The sequence below is a fragment of the Flagellimonas sp. MMG031 genome, assembly GCF_040112705.1.
GTDB lineage: Bacteria > Bacteroidota > Bacteroidia > Flavobacteriales > Flavobacteriaceae > Flagellimonas.
Map to the genome: position 1 here is coordinate 2,214,483 of NZ_CP157804.1, position 18,361 is coordinate 2,232,843.

The following is an 18,361-nucleotide window of genomic DNA, read 5'->3' on the forward strand; positions in this document are numbered from 1 at the left end:
TCACTTAGGCTATCGTTATTTTCTCCTCCAAATAAACACTTTGGACTGCATGCAATAATTCTACCCCTTCCTTAATGGGTCGTTGAAAAGCTTTTCTTCCAAGTATCAGACCCGAGCCTCCTGCCCGTTTGTTTATGATTGCGGTTGTAATGGCCTCGGTCAAATCGGATGCTCCTCTGGAACCCCCACCGGAACTGATCAGTCCTACTTTGCCCATATAGCAATTGGCAACCTGTAAACGACACAAATCGATGGGGTGTTCGGTGGTCAGGGTTTCATACATGGCATCGTCATATTTCCCAAATTGAAGGTCTTTAAAACCGTAATTTGTAGTGGGTAATTTTTGTTTGATGATATCCCCCTGTATTGTTACCCCAAGGTGGTTGGCTTGTCCCGTTAAATCTGCAGCGGTGTGATAGTCCTCTTTATCCGTTTTGAAAGCATCGTTACGGGTGTAACACCACAAAATCGTGGCCATGCCCAGATTATGGGCCTCGGCGAAGGCTTCCGCAATCTCCACTATCTGTCGATTACTTTCCTTAGATCCAAAATATATGGTCGCCCCAATAGCAACTGCGCCCATATCCCAAGCGTCCTTGACCTTTCCGAACAAGGTTTGGTCGTAGGCATTGGGATATGACAGTAGTTCATTGTGGTTTATCTTCACGATGAACGGTATTTTATGCGCGTATTTCCGAGCGTACAGACCTAATACACCAAAAGTCGAGGCCACCCCGTTACAACCTGCGCCAATGGCAAGTTTTATAATATTCTCAGGGTCAAAATAATCGGGGTTTTTATAGAAGGAAAAAGCGGCACTATGTTCGATTCCCTGATCTACGGGAAGTATGCTTAAATACCCTGTATCCTTCAGGTTGCCATGCCCGTATAATTGGGCAAGACTTCGAAGCGTTTGTGGATTACGATTGCTGTTGACAAAAACTTTAGAGACAAAATTTTTATCGGGCAATTGCAGTTCATCCTTGGTAATCTTTTCGCTAACATGATCTAAATAGAAGGACGCTTTGTCCCCCAACTGCTCTATTATTTTTTCGTGAGAGTTCATTGTTTTAACTATTGATTAATACCTAGACTTTTATTGGTCTTAGCGATGGATTTATTACCATCCATCTCGATTCCGGTAAGTGCCCGAATGGCGTCGATGGTCTCGGGAATTACAATCGCTTGATTGTCCACCACGTAGGCATAAAAGAGTTCATCGCCCACCACTTTTAGCATATCTTCCCATAGGGCTACCTCGTACATGTCGCCCCAAGGCCTGCCCATATCCAAAAACATTTCCTTGATGGTGTTGTTGGAGACCAAGCCTTGATCATAGTGAATAAACTTGATTCTACTTGAGGTTTTGAGGGCGTTCAACACCTCTTCCTTTGATGTTTCTTTCTTTAGTTTCACGTTCCAGTAATGCATATGGCTCAAGGTTTGGGGAACTTTGACCGCTGAAGTAATGACATCCAAATCAGGATCCACGCTCTGTGCGTCGGGACCTTGGTGGCTCGGGATTTCTTTTTCCGGTACCATGGTGTTCATAATCCCTCCTAAATGACTTTCCCAAGGGTCGGTCGCCCTTCTTAAAAGTGTGCCACGTGCATAATCCAGTAAATCGGCCCTTTTTAAAGCGGTCAATGTTCTCAGGATTGATGTGGTATTACAGGAAACCACTCGGGTTGCATTGATATTCAACGCCGTGTTATAATTGTTTTCAGCACTAAAGGAGTGGCCTGTTGTCTCGTGCTTTTCCCCACCGTGCAGAATGAATTTGATATTGTGTGTTTTATAGGTTTCCACGTTTTTCGCCGCAATCATTTTTGGGGTGCAATCCACCACAAGTTCCACTTTATCCAATAAGTCCTGCATATTGCCCATTACCGAAATGCCCGAAGCCTTCATTTGTTTTTCCGCTTCGGTGGTTGTCGCATAGATATCATAATCCTTTCTTACAGCGTTCTGTATGCGCCAATCGCTGATAATGTCGCAAACCCCGACTAGTTTCATGTCATCCTGTACCTTTATGGCATCGGCAACTCTTTTGCCGATGACCCCGTATCCTACTACTGCAATATTTTTCATTTTCAATTGTTTTTAGTGATTCAATATTTATTCTTGGGTTGATGTGTATTGCGCATCAACTTTCTTTGTTCTTTTGAAACTTCTTATGATTACCCTATTACTTTTTTCGTAAGTAAAATAGCTGATGGCCCAATTGAAGCCCACCAATAGTTTGTTCCTAAACCCACTGATGGAGACCAAGTGAACAACAGACCATAAAAGCCAAGCAGCATAGCCACCGAAATGAAACTTCCCCAAATCAGCGACCGCTTTTCTCTTGCCGACAGTGGCCAATGAACCTTTATCTTTATATGTAAAGGGTTTTGAAGGCTTTGAAAGCAAGGTGTTGAGCAGTACTTTGGCCAAATGTCTGCCTTGTTGTATGGCGGTTTGGGCTACTTGGGGATACCCTTTCGGGGTCTCATCTGTGATTACCCCGGCGATATCCCCAATGGCAAAGACATTGTCCATTCCATAAACTTTTAGGTGGTGGTCCGTTTTAAGACGATTGCCCTTGACAATAGACGTCTCATCGAATCCTTTTGGAAAATCTCCAGTTACCCCTGCTGTCCAAATCAAGTTCTTGGCTAAAATGGTCTTGCCGCTTTTGGTTTTGACCACCCTGCCATCATAGTTACTAACGGATTCTTTCAACATCACCTTAACGTTCAGATTCTCTAAATAGGTCAGCGTTTTTGAAGAAGCTTTGTCCGACATGGCAGAGAGCACTTCGTCCATAGCTTCCACCAAATAGATGTTCATGATGGAGGAAGGATACTCGGGATAGTCTTTAGGAAGGATGTACTTGCAAAACTCCGCCAAAGCACCTGCCATTTCTACTCCGGCGGGACCGCCACCCACGATCACAAAATTCGTGAGGGCATCGCGTTCCTCATCATCGCACGTGATCGCGGCCTGTTCCAAATTTTGCAGCATCATGTGGCGGATATTTAGAGAATCCCGGATATCCTTCATCCCCAAACTATTTCTTTCCACTTCTTCCATACCGAAGAAGTTGGTCTTTGTTCCCGTTGCCAAGACCAGATAATCATAGGTAAGTTTTCCTTTGTCCGTTATGACGGTATTGATGGAGTTTTGAATTTCCTTTACCTCGGCCAGCCTGAAGCTCACATTCTTATATCCCTTGAATTGTTTTCTAAAAGGGAATACAATGCTATCGGGTTCAAGCCCACTGGTGGCTACCTGATAAAATAAGGGCTGAAACTGATGAAAGTTATGGCGGTCAATAAGTACCACCTGAACATCTTTATTTTTCAACCCTTCCACCAATGCCAGACCCGCAAAGCCACCACCTACAATGACTATTCTTGGGAACCTGGAATGCGGCAAGCAGATTGCATCCGTCACTTTGCGTGTATTGTTTTTGCTATCGTCTAACATTTGGTTCTTGCCTGTTAACTTTTCAATAGTTGTTTTTCTCTTTTGAACCGCGTTTTCGGACTATCATGACGGAACAGTCGGCATGTGTTGCCAAGGACTGGGAAACCGAGCCGAGCAAAAATCTAGAGAATGCGCCATGGCCCTGCGACCCGACTATGATCAAATCGGTATCAAAGGCTTCGGTCTTTTCTAAAATTGCACTTTTGGGAAGCCCCTCTACCACGGCTGTTGTTATCGACAATACGTCATTCTTGTCCCTTAATGATTTTGAAGCTTCATTAACAAGATCTTCTGCCGATTTTTTCGCACTGGAGACGGTTTCTTCATAATAATTTCCAAGCGTGCCGCCCAAGGGTAGGGCACCAGGAGCGGCCAACATGGGATTTTCGAACACATTCAAAATACATACTTCGGTACCCGCAGGGAACGGCAGCGTCGCAAGTTCATCTATGGCGACTTTACTAAAGTCAGAACCATCTATTGCCAATAGTATTTTCATCTTTGTAGATTTATTTGTTCATGATTAATTATGTTAATTCCCATATTGCCAAATCAACTTATGGCCAAGGGTTTCATCAATTTTTTCCAATACAAATGCTCGTATAGCCCTGACCAGTACATTCCGAAAGTAAAAGCGAACAAAAGCTCTTCAATTGGAATGCCGGCCACTAGAATATCACTAAGGTTTTCCAGATTCCAGAAAAGTTCTACATAGTTGGGATAGAACGGGAGTATACTTCCAAAATAAACAAAGTACAATGCCGTGAACAGAAATCCACTTATCCAGATTTTGGTCTTTAAATCCGGACGGCAGTATAGCGTGGCCATTCCACCCAAAAACATGGCCAATATTCCACAGTAGATATGATTCAAAGGCGTGAACAGGGCCAATACCAAAAACACTACTGCCGGTACGAAAAGGATATATAGGTGCAACCGGTGCCTTTCATGTTTCCGTTCGGTATGCGGTATTTCAACATACTTTCGCTTAAAAATAAGATTGTAGATTACCGTGCCTATGCCCCCTATGGCAAAAGAGAAGATTAGGCTTTCAATATCGAACCCTGTCTTTATTGCCAAATCGAAAAGCGATGGCGGATGCCAATATTGGGGAACAAAAAGGGGTTCGGTAAGCCCAAAGGGCATGGTTATCCAACTCATCTTCAGCATTTCTCTTCGAGAATCTTTCTTCATTAGATAGACCACGCCCCAGAGGGCTAGAATAATAAGGGACCATATGAACCAGACGTACTGCATTTATCGTTTTAGCTGTGCATTGTAAAAAGCTGCGATCAGCGCTCCTGTCAGCCATCCGATAATGAATGTTTGGATCATCCCAATTATAGCTTCCCAAAAAGGAACATCCATGCGAATAATACTGGTTGTGTCAAGCCCATGGAGCAGGCTGTTGAAAAAATCTATGGTACCTTCCCTGCCGGCCGTAAACATGACGACCATACAGCCAATGTAGAGGATGGCGGCAGTGAGACCGAATGCAAATCCGAATTTTTTAATGTTTATACGGTTCATGATTTCTGTTTTTAGTTATTTGTCCGTTTCCAAGGTTTTTTTTGAATCTTCATATTCTTCCTTGGTAATTTCTCCTTTTGCAAATCGTTTTTTTAGAATTTGCATGGGATCTTCATTGCTCGATTTTTGGTAGGGTACGTCATACGGGATAAAGAAAATCCACACCAGTAGTACGAGCCAGATAATCCACCATATAATGTGCATGCCGCCCCAATGTCCTTCGAAATAGTGCATAGCTAAAAGTTTTAAATGTTAGTAATTAATTCAATTCTGAAATTGTATAACCTTCAAGTCGATTCAACTGTTTCTGCAGATCATCGACCGAAAGGTTCGATTTCATACTGATCTTGGCGACTCCTTTCGGACTTAAAAAAATCTTTGCCTCCTCAATGTCTTCATGAGACTCCAATACTTTTTTGACCTTTGTTATGCAACCGCCACAACTGATTCCGTCTATTTGATATTTTCTTTTCATTTTTTTTGCGGATTTCAGTGTTGATGCTGTTTTTGGTCGTGCTTTTCCTTTTCTTCCTTTTTTCTTTTAAGGTTATCCTCCGTTAGCCCATGGGTATGGCCACCATGTCTCATAGGCATCAAGAGATGCACCGCGAACATGATTACTATGAACGTAAACAGTGTGAGGTTGCCTTTAATGCCGAATGCTGGTGCAAAAAAGATGAAAAGAAGCGGAAGTCCGCAACCTAGTATCATCCATATCCAATGATTTTTCATAATCGAAAATTTAAAAGTTAATCCTTAATGGTGTTCAGAATGGTCTTGCTCAGATGGTTCCATTTTATTTGAACCGTCCATCATGCCCATTCCTTTCATATCCATTCCCTTGTCGCCCATCATCTTCTTACAAGACTCCATACAATCTTCGCTCATCATGCCCTTTTCGTGCATCATTTGCATCATATTGCCTATCATTTTTCCATCTTGCATCATGGATTGCATCATGTTTTTCATCATCATACTATCTTTCATCATCATCTGTATTCCCTGGCCCTGTATCATAGTACCCATCATCTTTTGATTGCCCTGCATCATCTGCATGGCATGGTCGTTGCCTTGCATGTTGTCCATGAATTCAGTCATGTAACTGTGGTTACTGGCAATTGCCTCAAAGAGTTCCGTTCTCGTTTTCGAATTTTCGAGCATTGCGTTAGGATTTGTTTTCTGGTTGCAACCGGATAGACTTACTAAGCCAATTGCCAGTAAAATAATTGCTGCCGTTCTCATCATATTTGATTTTTAATTAATATTATTTCGGTTATTCGTTTTGTATTTATCTCTAATTGTCTTGTTTTAGTAGCATTTTCAATTCTTTTTTTAATTCTAAACATTTGCTTGTTTTTCTGGTAATCTCCAAGGTTAAATCTATGTATTGCCAAAAGCCTTTGTCTGCATAATTCTCTTTATTATTTATATAATTTCGTCAAAGAAATTTCGTTCCCAGGCTTGATCATTTTTATAGTCGGTCATGCTCATGCCCATGATTTCCTTAAACTGCCTGGATAAGTGGTTGACACTGCTGTAATCGAGCAAATAAGCGATATCAGAAAAGGTATGTTGCCGCAACTGAATGAGCTCTTTTACCTTTTCTATCTTCAGCTTTATGAAGTATTTTTCAATAGTGATATTTTCATTTTTTGAAAAAATCTTGCTCAGTACCTTGTACTCTCGATGTACTATGTTAGCCAGATAGTCCGAGGTTTTTCCCCGAATGTTGATAGGGATATCTGCGACCAATGAAATCAAGGCGATCTTGATTTTCTCGACTATCATCTCCTCTTCGCTTTTGGCTATTTCAAAACCGTTGGAATGGAGGACGCCCACCACTTTTTGGTCTGCTTCGACAATAGCTATTTCTGGAGCCTTTACCGTAAGTTTCCCAAGTTCAAGGGATAGTATGGTAATGCCCAAATCATACAATTCTTGCTTTATGACCTTTAGGCAACGCCTACAAACCATATTCTTTATCCAATATTCCCTTATGGAATCCATGGTGCACGTATTATGGTTTACAATAAATCTCAACAGGTAAAACCCTGTTTGGCAATCAATCTGAATGTTCTGTCGTGGGCATGGGGTACGACAAAAAGGGGCCACTTAAGAGGTATGGCCAATGCGAAGAGCGGACTATTGCATAAACAATCCGCTTAAATATAAATCAAATTAAGAAAGTCTCGTGAAGAACTAGTAAATCCTTCTGAATCAACGGAGGTTTATAGTTTTTGAAGGGAACTACATTTTCCTCAAGTCCTTCAAAAAGGTTTATATAAGTGTGGACAAAGGCCTTTAAGAAGACAAAATTTTGAGAATCAATCTCAAAGGAAACCTTTTGGAGATTATCATTACCTTGCTGTATAAATGAATCATCACTACAACAGTCTCCAACTCCAATTGAACATTTTTTTGAAGTGTTTTCCGTCTTTTGGATTTTTTGATCACAGGGCGTTGCTTTACCGAACACGGCAATATCTACCAGTTTTTCACAGCAAAAATGCATATCCGCCGTAAACGAGGTAGTCGAAAAGAGTACCGCCAACGTCAAAAAGATGGATAATATTTTGCTAAAAAACTGCTTCACATTCTAAAATTACAAAATTTTGTTTACCCCCAAAAATAATCGATTTTTTTGATAATCTCACTTAATTATCTGAAAATCAAATATATATTCGGTGATACATATAGCCTTAATACCAAATGTAAACTAAAGGCTTAAACAAATAAATGATATTTATCATATCGCCGATAATTGATTTTGTTCATACGTGACTTGAAAGAAAAATCAAGGGATTAGATTTCCAAAATTTTGTTAAACAAAAAAAGAGTGTTAAAATTTTTGTAGTTTTGCAGAACGGATGAAAAGTGTTTTCCATAAAATAACATCGTTTACAATGGCACTATTAGTGCTGTTATCAACCTTCTCTTTTTCGGTTGCACAACACTATTGTGGTGATGTTCTGGTTGATTACTCTTTCTTGGGCCATGCAGAATCTTGCGGCATGGAAGTTCAGGAGACAGCAGAGTTACCAGAGTGCAATTTGGTCAAAGCCGATTGCTGTAGCGATGAAGTCCTTACCGTTGATGGCCAGAACGACTTAAAAGTATCGTTTGAAAAATTAAGCTTTGAACAACAACAGTTTGTTGCCAGCTTCATCTACACCTATCTTAATCTTTACGAAGGACTACCTGAAAACATAGTCCCGTTTAGTGATTACCCCCCTCCACTTTTGGTCAAGGATATACAGATCCTAGATCAGATTTTTCTCATTTGATTTTTAAGTAATAGCATTTTACAGCCCGACTGATAGCAGTTTAGGGCTTATCCTGTTTTCGTTGGTTTCCGGCCAGCACTTCTAATTACTTAATCATCAATACCATGCTGAATAAAAGCATCAAATTCCTTATCGAAAATAAATTGGTAGCCGTTTTGCTCCTAGTCCTTTTTGTAGGCTGGGGAACCGTAAACGCCCCTTTCGAGTGGAGCACTGGCTCATTACCAAGAAACCCTGTTGCCGTAGATGCCATACCTGACATCGGGGAAAACCAGCAGATTGTTTTTACCAAATGGGACGGTCGTTCCCCACAAGATATCGAGGATCAAATTACCTATCCATTGACAACCTCACTCTTGGGAATACCAGGGGTTAGGACCATCCGTAGCTCCTCCATGTTCGGATTTTCAAGTATCTATATCATATTTGAAGAGGATATCGAGTTCTATTGGAGCCGCAGTCGAATCCTTGAAAAATTGAACTCCTTACCGAGCGGTTTACTGCCCGACGGGGTCAACCCTGCATTGGGGCCGGATGCCACAGGACTTGGACAAATCTACTGGTACACTTTGGAGGGACGCGATGAGAAAGGAAATGTCACAGGCGGCTGGGATTTACAGGAGCTTAGAAGTATTCAGGATTTTTATGTCAAATATGCCCTATCATCGGCAAGCGGTGTTTCAGAGGTGGCCTCTATAGGGGGTTATGTACTCGAATATCAGGTAGATGTGAATCCCGAACTGATGAAGCAATATGGTATTGGGCTACAGCAGGTGGTAAAAGCTGTAAAACAAAGTAATCGTGATATTGGGGCACAGACCTTGGAAATCAACCAGGCCGAATATCTCATTCGCGGGCTTGGGTATGTGAAGTCCATCGAGGATCTACAGAATGCAGTCGTTACCTCTGAGGATTACACGTCCATTCGCTTAAAGGACATTGCAAATGTTTCCTACGGACCGGCCACACGGCGCGGCATATTGGATAAGGAAGGAGCAGAAGTTGTCGGGGGGGTAGTGGTCGCACGGTATGGTGCCAATCCCATGGAAGTCATCAATAATGTCAAAGACCAAATCAATGATTTAAGTGCCGGACTGCCCTCAAAAGTACTTGAGGATGGCAGAACATCCCAACTTACCATTGTTCCTTTTTATGATAGGACCAAACTTATTCAAGAAACGCTCGGAACCCTCAACGAGGCCCTGACCTTGGAAATATTCATTACCATTTTGGTCATCATTATCATGGTCTTCAATTTAAGGGCATCCATCCTGATATCGGGACTGTTACCGGTTGCAGTGCTTATGGTGTTTATTGCGATGAAGCTATTCAATGTGGATGCAAACATCGTGGCACTTTCGGGTATAGCCATTGCCATTGGAACCATGGTGGATGTAGGGGTCATACTCTCGGAAAACGTCATACGGCATTTGGACGAAAATGAAGAGGGCCTACCCATTAATACCGTTGTCTACAATGCCACCGCAGAGGTGTCGGGGGCCATATTGACCGCCGTGATGACCACCATCATCAGTTTTATTCCGGTATTTACGATGATCGGGGCCGAAGGAAAACTCTTCAGACCCTTGGCCTTTACAAAAACCTTTGCGCTTACCGCATCCATTATCGTAGCCTTATTTTTGATACCACCATTTGCGGCCTTTCTATTTAGAAAAAAAAGCATAAAGAAAACTACTGGATACGCCGTTAATGGAATATTGATACTTCTAGGGATTATAGCCCTTGCTTATGGCTTTTTATTAGGATTTATATTGATTGCCTTCGGTATCGTAGGCTTGCTAAAAAATCCGGAATTGGCATCACGTATTTCCACTGGATTTTCGCTTTCCGAAGAACGAGCCAATCTTATCAATATCATTATTTCGGCCTTTGCAATTGTTTTTGTTTTGGCGGAATACTGGAGACCTCTCGGTCTTGATAAGAGTATTTTTTGGAACCTGATTTTTGTTTCGCTTATATGTTTCGGACTACTGGGCTTCTTTACCATATTCCGGAACTATTATACAAGGATACTTCGCTGGGCATTACGGAATAAGCTGATATTTCTTTCCATACCCACCGCCATTGTGGTATTCGGAGTAATGATTATGCGCAATACGGGCAAGGAGTTTATGCCTTCATTGAACGAAGGTTCGTTTTTGTTGATGCCTACCTCCCTTCCGCACGCCGGTGTCGAAGAGAACAAACGGGTATTGCAGCAACTGGATATGGCTGTAGCCAGTATTCCTGAAATAGCAACGATAGTCGGCAAATCCGGTAGAACCGAATCCGCATTGGATCCGGCGCCCTTGTCGATGTATGAGAACGTCATCCAGTACAAGCCAGAATACATGTTGAACGAGAACAGGGAGCGCCAACGGTTCAAGGTCAATGAAGATGGCCTCTTCGAACTCAGGGACGGCACCTTTGTGACCAATCCGAACATGGTTGTAGATGATGAAGGAAATTACGATGAATCTGCCATAGTTTCTGCATTCTCTGTTAAACAAAAGGATTTGATTCCCGACGATGATGGGGAATATTTTAGAAACTGGCGGCCTGAAATTGAATCCCCCGATGATATTTGGAACGAGATTGTACGTGTAACGAAACTTCCAGGCGTTACATCCGCGCCCAAACTGCAACCTATTGAAACCCGCTTGGTCATGTTGCAGACCGGCATGCGTGCGCCCATGGGTATCAAGGTAAAAGGGCAAGATTTAAAGGAAATAGAAGCCTTTGGCCTCAAGCTGGAGGACATTTTAAAGGAGGCCGAGGGGGTCAAGGATGAAGCCGTGTTTGCCGATCGAATTGTCGGAAAGCCTTATTTGCTTATAGATATCAACAGGGAGCGTTTGGCACGATACGGCATTACCATTGAAGATGTGCAAAGCGTGTTGCAAGTAGCGGTTGGCGGCATGGTGCTTACCCAAACTGTTGAAGGCCGTGAGCGTTATGGAGTTCGAGTACGGTATCCAAGGGAATTGCGAGAGAATCCAGCGGACTTAGAGAATATTTATGTTCCCGTTGCCAAGGGAAGCCCGGTTCCTTTGAGCGAGTTGGTTACCATTCGATATGAAAAGGGACCACAGGTCATCAAGAGCGAAGACACCTTTTTGGTGGGTTATGTACTGTTCGATAAGTTGGACGGTTTTGCCGAAGTCGAGGTGGTCGAGAATGCACAGGCCCTTATACAAGAAAAAATAGATAATGGAGAATTGGTGGTTCCCAAGGGCATCAATTATTTGTTTACCGGTACCTATGAAAACCAACTACGTGCCGAAAAGACGCTATCGGTCGTAGTACCGCTGGCATTGGCCATCATATTCTTGATTCTTTATTTCCAATTCCGTTCAGTAGGTACCTCATTGATGGTGTTTACCGGGATTGCTGTTGCCTTTGCCGGAGGTTTTCTGATGATTTGGTTCTATGGTCAGGATTGGTTCCTGAACTTCAACTTTTTCGGGGAAAACCTACGAGACCTCTTCCAGATGCATACCATTAACCTGAGTGTTGCCGTATGGGTTGGGTTTATTGCGCTCTTTGGTATTGCAACCGATGATGGTGTGGTCATGGCCACCTACCTGACCCAAACTTTTGATAGAAACAAGCCCGATTCCCTTGTATCCGTTAGGGATTCGGTTGTCGAAGCTGGTGAAAAACGTATCCGTCCGTGTTTGATGACGACCGCAACCACTATTCTGGCACTGCTTCCGGTATTGACATCCACCGGCCGTGGTAGCGATATTATGATTCCGATGGCGATCCCTTCTTTCGGGGGGATGCTTATCGCCTTGATTACCCTATTTGTTGTTCCAGTGTTGTACAGTTGGAAGGCCGAGTTTCAATTAAAAAGAATGTCCAAATGAAGAAATACCTATACATATTGATCGGAATAGTATCCATCGCTTCTGTGAACGGACAGGAACTGGAAAGCCTTATCCAACAGGCCGAACTCAACAATCCGGAAATCCAGGCTTTTGAGCTGCGGTACAATATTGCCTCCGAAAGAGTGAACGAGGTCAATACTTTGCCCAATACGGAGGTAAGTGCCGGACTTTTCGTAAGCGAGCCCGAAACACGGACCGGAGCACAGAAAGCACGGTTCTCGGCAAAACAGATGATCCCGTGGTTCGGTACCATTACCGCCCGTGAAAATTATGCAAGTTCATTGGCCGATGCCCAATACGAAGAGCTGGTCATCGTCAAAAGAAAATTGGCGTTGTCGGTATCTCAGTCCTATTACCGATTATTCTCGATAAGGGCGAAGCAAAGCGTTTTGGACGAAAATATAGAATTGCTGGAAACCTATGAACGATTGGCCTTGACCTCGGTAGAAGTTGGTAATGCCTCCGCAGTAGATGTGTTGCGCTTGCAGATTCGGCAGAACGAACTGCTTCAGCAAAAAGAAGTTTTGGAACAGGAGTATTTGGCCGAACAAACGCTGTTCAACAATCTATTGAATAGGGACGAACAAACACAAGTCGAAGTTTACGAAGGGCTTACGGTACCCGAACAAGACCCGATAACGGAAGAAGGAAGCCTTGACCTGCATCCTGAACTTTTAAAGTATGACAAGTTGTACGAGTCGGTCGAACAATCTGAAATCTTGAACCAAAAAGAAGCCTTACCGAATCTTGGTTTCGGATTGGATTACGTACCCGTTGCCGAAAGGCCTGATATGTCTTTCGATGATAACGGAAAGGACATCTTGATGCCGATGGTGGTGTCCATCCCGATATTCAACAATAAATACAAATCCATTTCCCAACAGAACAAATTAAGGCAAGAGGAAATAACCGCCCAAAAGCAAGAACGAAGAAACAAGCTCGAAACACTTTTGAGCGAGGCCATTAACAACAGAATGGCTGCCAGGATTCGTTTTAGGACCCAAACAAAAAATATCGGACAGGCCAAGGACGGGGAGGAAATCCTTATCAAAAGCTACGAGACCGGAACCATCGATTTTAACGATGTGCTCGATATTCAAGAGCTTCAGCTTAGGTTTCAAATCAATCGAATTGAATCCATCAAGGGCTACTTTGTGCAGTCGGCCATTATCAATTATCTAAGGAGTTAATGTCCGTATCGATAGGAGTAAGGTATCTCGACTGAATAAAATAAAATATTATAAACCACAAAAATGAGAATCATGATCAGAAAAATTACAGTGTTGTTGGTACTTCTCATTTCGTGCAACATTGCCGCACAATTAGTATCCAATGAAAGCGAAGAAAATGTGGATAATTGGCCTGAACGGGTCTATGATTTGACCATTGGTTACGAAACGGTCAACTATACCGGAAAAGATGTGAAGGCCATGACGATCAATGGTGGTATTCCTGGACCCAATCTCGAATTCAACGAGGGCGAGTTTGCCATTATCAACGTAACCAATACGATGGATGTCGAAACCTCGGTACACTGGCATGGGTTGATACTGCCCAACTTCTACGACGGCGTACCTTACCTTACAACGCCACCAATTGAACCCGGCGAGACCCAACAATACAAATTTGCGCTGAAACAGTCGGGCACGTATTGGTACCATTCCCATACGGGTTTACAGGAACAACGTGGTGTTTATGGCTCCATCCAGATCAATCCCAAAGAAACAAATCTTGAGTATGACAAAGATTTGGTACTGATACTTTCGGATTGGATGGATGAAAATCCCAAGACACAACTGAGAAACCTTAAACGAGGCAATGAGTGGTACCTAATCAAAAAGGACCAGGTTCAAAGTTGGGACAAGGTAATCTCAAAAGGTGCGGTAGGTGCGAAACTAAAAATGATGTGGCAGCGTATGCCCGATATGGCCATATTGGACAATTATTACGACCTGTTTTTTATAAATGGAAAATCTTCTAATGAATACCCTGATTTCAATCCCGGCGAACGGGTACGATTGCGCTTCGTAAATGCGGCCGCAGCTTCCTATTTCTGGCTGACATTTGGTGGTAATGACCCTATGTTGGTCTCTGCCGACGGCCTTGATGTAGTGCCGGTAAAACAGAACAAGACCCTTATCGGTGTGGCCGAGACCTATGATTTTATAGTGACCATACCACAAAGCGGAAAACTTGAAATACGTGCCACTTCTCAGGACGGATCTGGTCAGGCTTCCGCCTATCTAGGGACGGGCGATGTTTTGGAAGCCCCCACGGTACCTATACCCGACCTTATCAAACTAATGGAAAACATGATGTCGATGGACATGAAGATGGGTGCACCCGCGGCCAAATTCAATCCCTCCAAAAACGATTCCATCAAAGTGATGAAAAAATATGCGATGGATATGGGCGGTATGAAAATGGACCATTCCAAAATGGATATGCAAAAAGAAGATCAAATGCAGAAGAATGACCAAAAGATGGAAGATGAAGGGGGTAAGATGAAAATGCCAAAGGATAAGACGGATCATGCCAAAATGGAGATGAAAGACGATAAAATGGATATGAAAATGGGCTATGTGCTGCCCGCCGACAAGGTCATTGGCGATGCCATGAAAACCGGGGGCAATCCGGAATTTAACTACAACTATCTCAAAGCACCCGGAAAAACGGTATACGAAGACAACAAACCTGTTAGGGAAATGCTGTTCAACCTTACGGGAAACATGAACCGTTACGTATGGAGCATCAACGGGGTTCCGCTTTCAGAAACCGATAAAATAAAAATTGAACAAGGCGAAGTAGTGCGCATTACTTTGAACAACCTGACCATGATGCACCACCCGATGCACCTACACGGACACTTTTTCAGGGTACTGAACGAACACGGCGAATATTCGCCCTTAAAACATACGGTCAACGTGGCCCCGATGCAAAAAGTGGTCATCGAATTCGATGCCAATGAATATGGCGACTGGTTCTTTCATTGCCACGTACTGTACCATATCAACAGTGGTATGGCAAGGGTATTCAGCTATGACACCCCAAGGGATGAACGATTGAAAGGGTATCCCTTATCCAACCTGACCACCGAGGCCGACCATATGTGGACATGGGGTGAGGTTACGGGTGCCAGCCACATGGGCGAGTTTTTTCTGACCACTACGAACATCCGAAACCAGTTCATATTGCGAGCGGAATATGGATGGAACGAGAACTTGGAAGCCGAATTTACCTATGAACGATGGCTGAACAGTTATTTCCGTGTTTTCGGTGGGGTAAATGTCGAAAACGAAATGGAAGATAGTATGGATGAAATAGGCACCACGGGAGTAGTGGGTATCCGGTACTTCTTGCCATTGTTGATAGATTCTGATCTACGCATCGATAATAAACTACGGCCGACGATTTCATTTTCGACGGCTACGATGATCTTTCAGAGACTCGCCCTTTTTGGCGAATACGAATATCAAATGGATTTTGGCTGGGTCAATGATTTTGAACCGGGAACCGATTTTGAACAAGAGCAGACCTGGCAAGTAGGATTGGAATATGTCCTGAGCAGAGATTTTTCCTTAATGGGCAGTTACGACAACCGTTTCGGTTGGGGAGGAGGACTTTCAATGCGATTTTAACACATGGGACAATACAAAAAAAATAGCCTGAGTTTGACCGGTGCCGTATCTCTAGGAACGGGGGTAATGATTGGCGCAGGTATCTTCGCGCTGTTAGGGCAGGTAGCAGAATTGTCTGGTCAGTGGTTTCCCTATGCGTTTTTGCTGGGGGCCATTATCTCGGGTTTTAGTGCCTATTCGTATGTTAAGATGTCCAATGCCTATCCCTCTGCGGGCGGTATCGCCATGTATCTCAAGAAGATATATGGTAAAAGTGCATTGACAGCTTCCGGAGCGTTGTTGATGGCCTTGTCAATGGTCATCAACGAGAGTTTGGTTGCACGTACCTTCGGCTCGTACACTCTACAATTGTTCGATGTAGATGATAACAGTGTTTGGGTGCCCATTTTGGGGGTATTCCTGCTGATTGTCGCCTTTCTTATCAATATTTCGGGCAACAAAGTTATCGGAAAGGCCTCTTTGGTCATGGCCATTCTAAAAATAGGTGGGATAGCCATTTTTGCCATAGGCGGTCTATGGGCCGCAGGTTTTTCATTCTCCGAAGTAGTTCCGTCCGAAAGTCTGACGGAATATCCAATCACTAATTATTTGGGAGCATTAGCTCTATCTATTTTGGCTTACAAAGGTTTCACTACAATTACCAATAGTGGCGATGAAATAGTCAAACCCAATAAAAATGTTGGGCGTTCAATTGTCATTTCTTTGCTCATCTGTACGGTGGTCTATTTATTGGTCGCTTTTGCGGTCTCTTCCAATCTTTCGATAAACGAAATCATAGCAGCGAAAGACTATTCATTGGCAGAAGCTTCCCGCCCCGCTTTTGGCAAGTATGGGCTTTGGTTCACAGTGGGTATCGCCTTCATATCGACAATTTCTGGTGTGATAGCAAGCATTTTTGCAGTATCCAGAATGACAGCAATGCTGACCGAAAAGGAATTGATTCCCCATGAGCATTTTGGTATGCCGGGCAGGCTTCAAAAACATATGCTGGTGTATACAGTAATTCTGGCCATAACCTTAACGGTTCTATTTGATCTTACGAGAATCGCTTCATTGGGTGCTATATTTTATTTGATTATGGATATAGGAATCCATTGGGGAGTGTTTAAAAATCTTCGTAAGGATGTTAAGGCCAATCCTGCCGTTTTGATTACTGCTATTATTCTAGACGTAGTGGTTCTTGGGGCTTTTCTTTGGATAAAGGTAAGCAGTGATGTATTGGTCGTACTAGTGGCGGTCCTACTAATGGTCTTGATTTTTTTCGGAGAAAAATGGTTTTTGAAAAGAAATGATAGTGATGAAAAAGAAGATTTTAAAAATGATGTATGAATCTATAAAAATTAGAAAAATGAAAACAAAAGGAATTTTAATGACAATCGGATTAATAGCAACGATGGTTGGCTGTAAATCAACTTTCAATGCCTCCGAGACCATGCAGGTAGATGAAAATAGAAATGCCATCTATCAAGAGATTATCTCAAATCCGGTGCAGTTTGCCAATTTTATCAGTGAGGCAAGAAAGAATGAAGAGGCCAAAAAATTATTGATGAAAGCCCATATGGAGCAGATGGAATCTGGGGATATGAAAATGATGATGGACAAAAATCCCGAAATGAAAGAAAAAATGCAGGCCCATATGCAGAAGATGATGGAGAAGAATCCTGAAATGAAGGAAAAGATGCAGTCCAAAATGCTCGATAAGATGATGGAGAGTGAAAAGGGCCGTAAGATGTTGATGGAAAAAATGCACAAAAACGAAATGATGAAAAAACAGATGAAGGAAAGAATGAAAAATATGATGGATGAGAATCCTGATATGATGGAAGAAATGATGCAGAAAATGATGGAAAAAAATCCAGAGATGATGAAAAAGATGAAAGAAAAAATGAAAAATAAAGGAGCGTAAGCCTTTGAATACCGAGGTGGATTGAAAACAGAAAATAACTATTGAAATTCTACAATTATGATGATGTGGTGGTGGGTATTGATACCGGTCATTTTGGTGTTGGCCTTTTTTATGTATAACGGACGAAATAGCAGAGGTTCCAGGACCAAGGAAAATCCTATGGAAATTCTAGACAATCGATTCGCCAAAGGCGAACTATCCAAAGAAGAATACGAAGAACAAAAACGAACTATTAACTCTAAAAATTAAAACGATGGAATATTATTTCAACAAGACCCTTAACGAAGACTTTGATAAGGTAATCGAGAGAGTAACGGAAGAACTGAAAAAAGAGGGTTTTGGCATCTTGACCGAAATCGATGTCAAGGAAACCCTGAAAAAGAAACTGGATGTTGATTTTAAAAAGTACAAGATCCTCGGTGCCTGTAATCCGCCCTATGCCCATAAGGCACTGGAAGCCGAAGATAAGATAGGTACCATGTTGCCTTGCAATGTAATCGTGCAGGACGTATCGAAAGGGAATGTAGAAGTGGCGGCGGTAAATCCAATGGCTTCAATGCAAGCAGTCGACAATGAAATATTGGCTGAAATCGCAAATGATATTACCGCCAAATTGGAAAATGTGATCGAGAAACTTTAGAA

Annotated in this window: 20 protein-coding genes; 8 read left to right on the plus strand and 12 right to left on the minus strand. The window is 42.6% G+C overall.

The features are described 5' to 3' along the window. Positions 1-4: 4 nt before the first annotated feature. From ABNE31_RS09885 to ABNE31_RS09940, 12 genes are all read right to left on the minus strand, one after another. Entirely contained in the window at positions 5-1,066 is a 1,062-nt protein-coding gene (locus ABNE31_RS09885) for a class I fructose-bisphosphate aldolase (RefSeq protein ID WP_067035901.1), read from the minus strand. Positions 1,067-1,074: 8 nt separating this feature from the next. Continuing rightward, positions 1,075-2,091 (minus strand): type II glyceraldehyde-3-phosphate dehydrogenase, encoded by a 1,017-nt coding sequence (locus ABNE31_RS09890; RefSeq protein ID WP_067035904.1) that lies wholly within the window; start codon positions 2,089-2,091, stop codon positions 1,075-1,077. A 27-nt stretch (positions 2,092-2,118) separates the two neighbouring features. After that, on the minus strand, positions 2,119-3,471 hold the full coding sequence (locus ABNE31_RS09895) for an NAD(P)/FAD-dependent oxidoreductase (protein ID WP_067035907.1): 1,353 nt from the start codon (positions 3,469-3,471) through the stop codon (positions 2,119-2,121). 22 nt (positions 3,472-3,493) lie between these two features. Further along, positions 3,494-3,970 carry a universal stress protein gene (locus ABNE31_RS09900; RefSeq protein WP_067035909.1) on the minus strand — a complete coding sequence of 159 codons (477 nt, stop codon included), beginning with the start codon at positions 3,968-3,970 and terminating at the stop codon, positions 3,494-3,496. Positions 3,971-4,023: 53 nt separating this feature from the next. Then, the gene (locus ABNE31_RS09905) at positions 4,024-4,728 is read right to left on the minus strand and encodes a lycopene cyclase domain-containing protein (protein ID WP_067035912.1); all 705 of its coding nucleotides are present in this window, start codon (positions 4,726-4,728) and stop codon (positions 4,024-4,026) included. Then, positions 4,729-5,001, minus strand: coding sequence for a DUF5676 family membrane protein (locus ABNE31_RS09910; RefSeq protein ID WP_067035915.1), 273 nt, complete (start codon positions 4,999-5,001; stop codon positions 4,729-4,731). It abuts the gene before it with no gap. Between the two features lie 15 nt (positions 5,002-5,016). Beyond that, positions 5,017-5,235, minus strand: a complete 219-nt coding sequence (locus tag ABNE31_RS09915; protein WP_067035918.1) for an SHOCT domain-containing protein — start codon at positions 5,233-5,235, stop codon at positions 5,017-5,019. A 25-nt stretch (positions 5,236-5,260) separates the two neighbouring features. Beyond that, positions 5,261-5,476: a heavy metal-associated domain-containing protein gene (locus ABNE31_RS09920; protein ID WP_067035921.1), complete on the minus strand. Its 216-nt coding sequence runs from the start codon at positions 5,474-5,476 to the stop codon at positions 5,261-5,263. A 14-nt stretch (positions 5,477-5,490) separates the two neighbouring features. Continuing rightward, positions 5,491-5,733 carry a hypothetical protein gene (locus tag ABNE31_RS09925; RefSeq protein WP_067035924.1) on the minus strand — a complete coding sequence of 81 codons (243 nt, stop codon included), beginning with the start codon at positions 5,731-5,733 and terminating at the stop codon, positions 5,491-5,493. Positions 5,734-5,757: 24 nt separating this feature from the next. Next, the gene (locus ABNE31_RS09930) at positions 5,758-6,162 is read right to left on the minus strand and encodes a hypothetical protein (protein ID WP_309474604.1); all 405 of its coding nucleotides are present in this window, start codon (positions 6,160-6,162) and stop codon (positions 5,758-5,760) included. A 264-nt stretch (positions 6,163-6,426) separates the two neighbouring features. After that, complete coding sequence (locus tag ABNE31_RS09935; RefSeq protein WP_067030424.1) at positions 6,427-7,008, minus strand: helix-turn-helix domain-containing protein; 582 nt, start codon at positions 7,006-7,008, stop codon at positions 6,427-6,429. Positions 7,009-7,174: 166 nt separating this feature from the next. Then, a complete protein-coding gene (locus tag ABNE31_RS09940) occupies positions 7,175-7,594 on the minus strand; it encodes a hypothetical protein (protein ID WP_067030421.1) in 420 nt (139 codons plus the stop codon). Between the two features lie 310 nt (positions 7,595-7,904). Between ABNE31_RS09940 and ABNE31_RS09945 the strand changes: the two genes are divergently transcribed. The 8 genes from ABNE31_RS09945 (at position 7,905) to ABNE31_RS09980 (ending at position 18,359) form a co-directional block, all read left to right on the plus strand. Next, positions 7,905-8,285: a hypothetical protein gene (locus ABNE31_RS09945; protein WP_232520875.1), complete on the plus strand. Its 381-nt coding sequence runs from the start codon at positions 7,905-7,907 to the stop codon at positions 8,283-8,285. A 104-nt stretch (positions 8,286-8,389) separates the two neighbouring features. After that, entirely contained in the window at positions 8,390-12,154 is a 3,765-nt protein-coding gene (locus tag ABNE31_RS09950) for an efflux RND transporter permease subunit (protein ID WP_349351060.1), read from the plus strand. After that, complete coding sequence (locus ABNE31_RS09955; RefSeq protein ID WP_349351061.1) at positions 12,151-13,365, plus strand: TolC family protein; 1,215 nt, start codon at positions 12,151-12,153, stop codon at positions 13,363-13,365. The genes ABNE31_RS09950 and ABNE31_RS09955 overlap by 4 nt, the downstream gene beginning before the upstream one ends. Positions 13,366-13,437: 72 nt before the next feature. Continuing rightward, positions 13,438-15,813, plus strand: coding sequence for a multicopper oxidase domain-containing protein (locus tag ABNE31_RS09960; protein ID WP_067033765.1), 2,376 nt, complete (start codon positions 13,438-13,440; stop codon positions 15,811-15,813). 3 nt (positions 15,814-15,816) lie between these two features. After that, positions 15,817-17,142 (plus strand): APC family permease, encoded by a 1,326-nt coding sequence (locus ABNE31_RS09965; RefSeq protein WP_349351062.1) that lies wholly within the window; start codon positions 15,817-15,819, stop codon positions 17,140-17,142. Between the two features lie 19 nt (positions 17,143-17,161). Continuing rightward, on the plus strand, positions 17,162-17,719 hold the full coding sequence (locus ABNE31_RS09970) for a DUF4175 domain-containing protein (protein WP_232520874.1): 558 nt from the start codon (positions 17,162-17,164) through the stop codon (positions 17,717-17,719). A gap of 57 nt (positions 17,720-17,776) precedes the next feature. Next, entirely contained in the window at positions 17,777-17,968 is a 192-nt protein-coding gene (locus tag ABNE31_RS09975) for an SHOCT domain-containing protein (RefSeq protein WP_067033759.1), read from the plus strand. Between the two features lie 4 nt (positions 17,969-17,972). Next, entirely contained in the window at positions 17,973-18,359 is a 387-nt protein-coding gene (locus ABNE31_RS09980) for a DUF302 domain-containing protein (protein WP_067033756.1), read from the plus strand. Positions 18,360-18,361 lie beyond the last annotated feature (2 nt).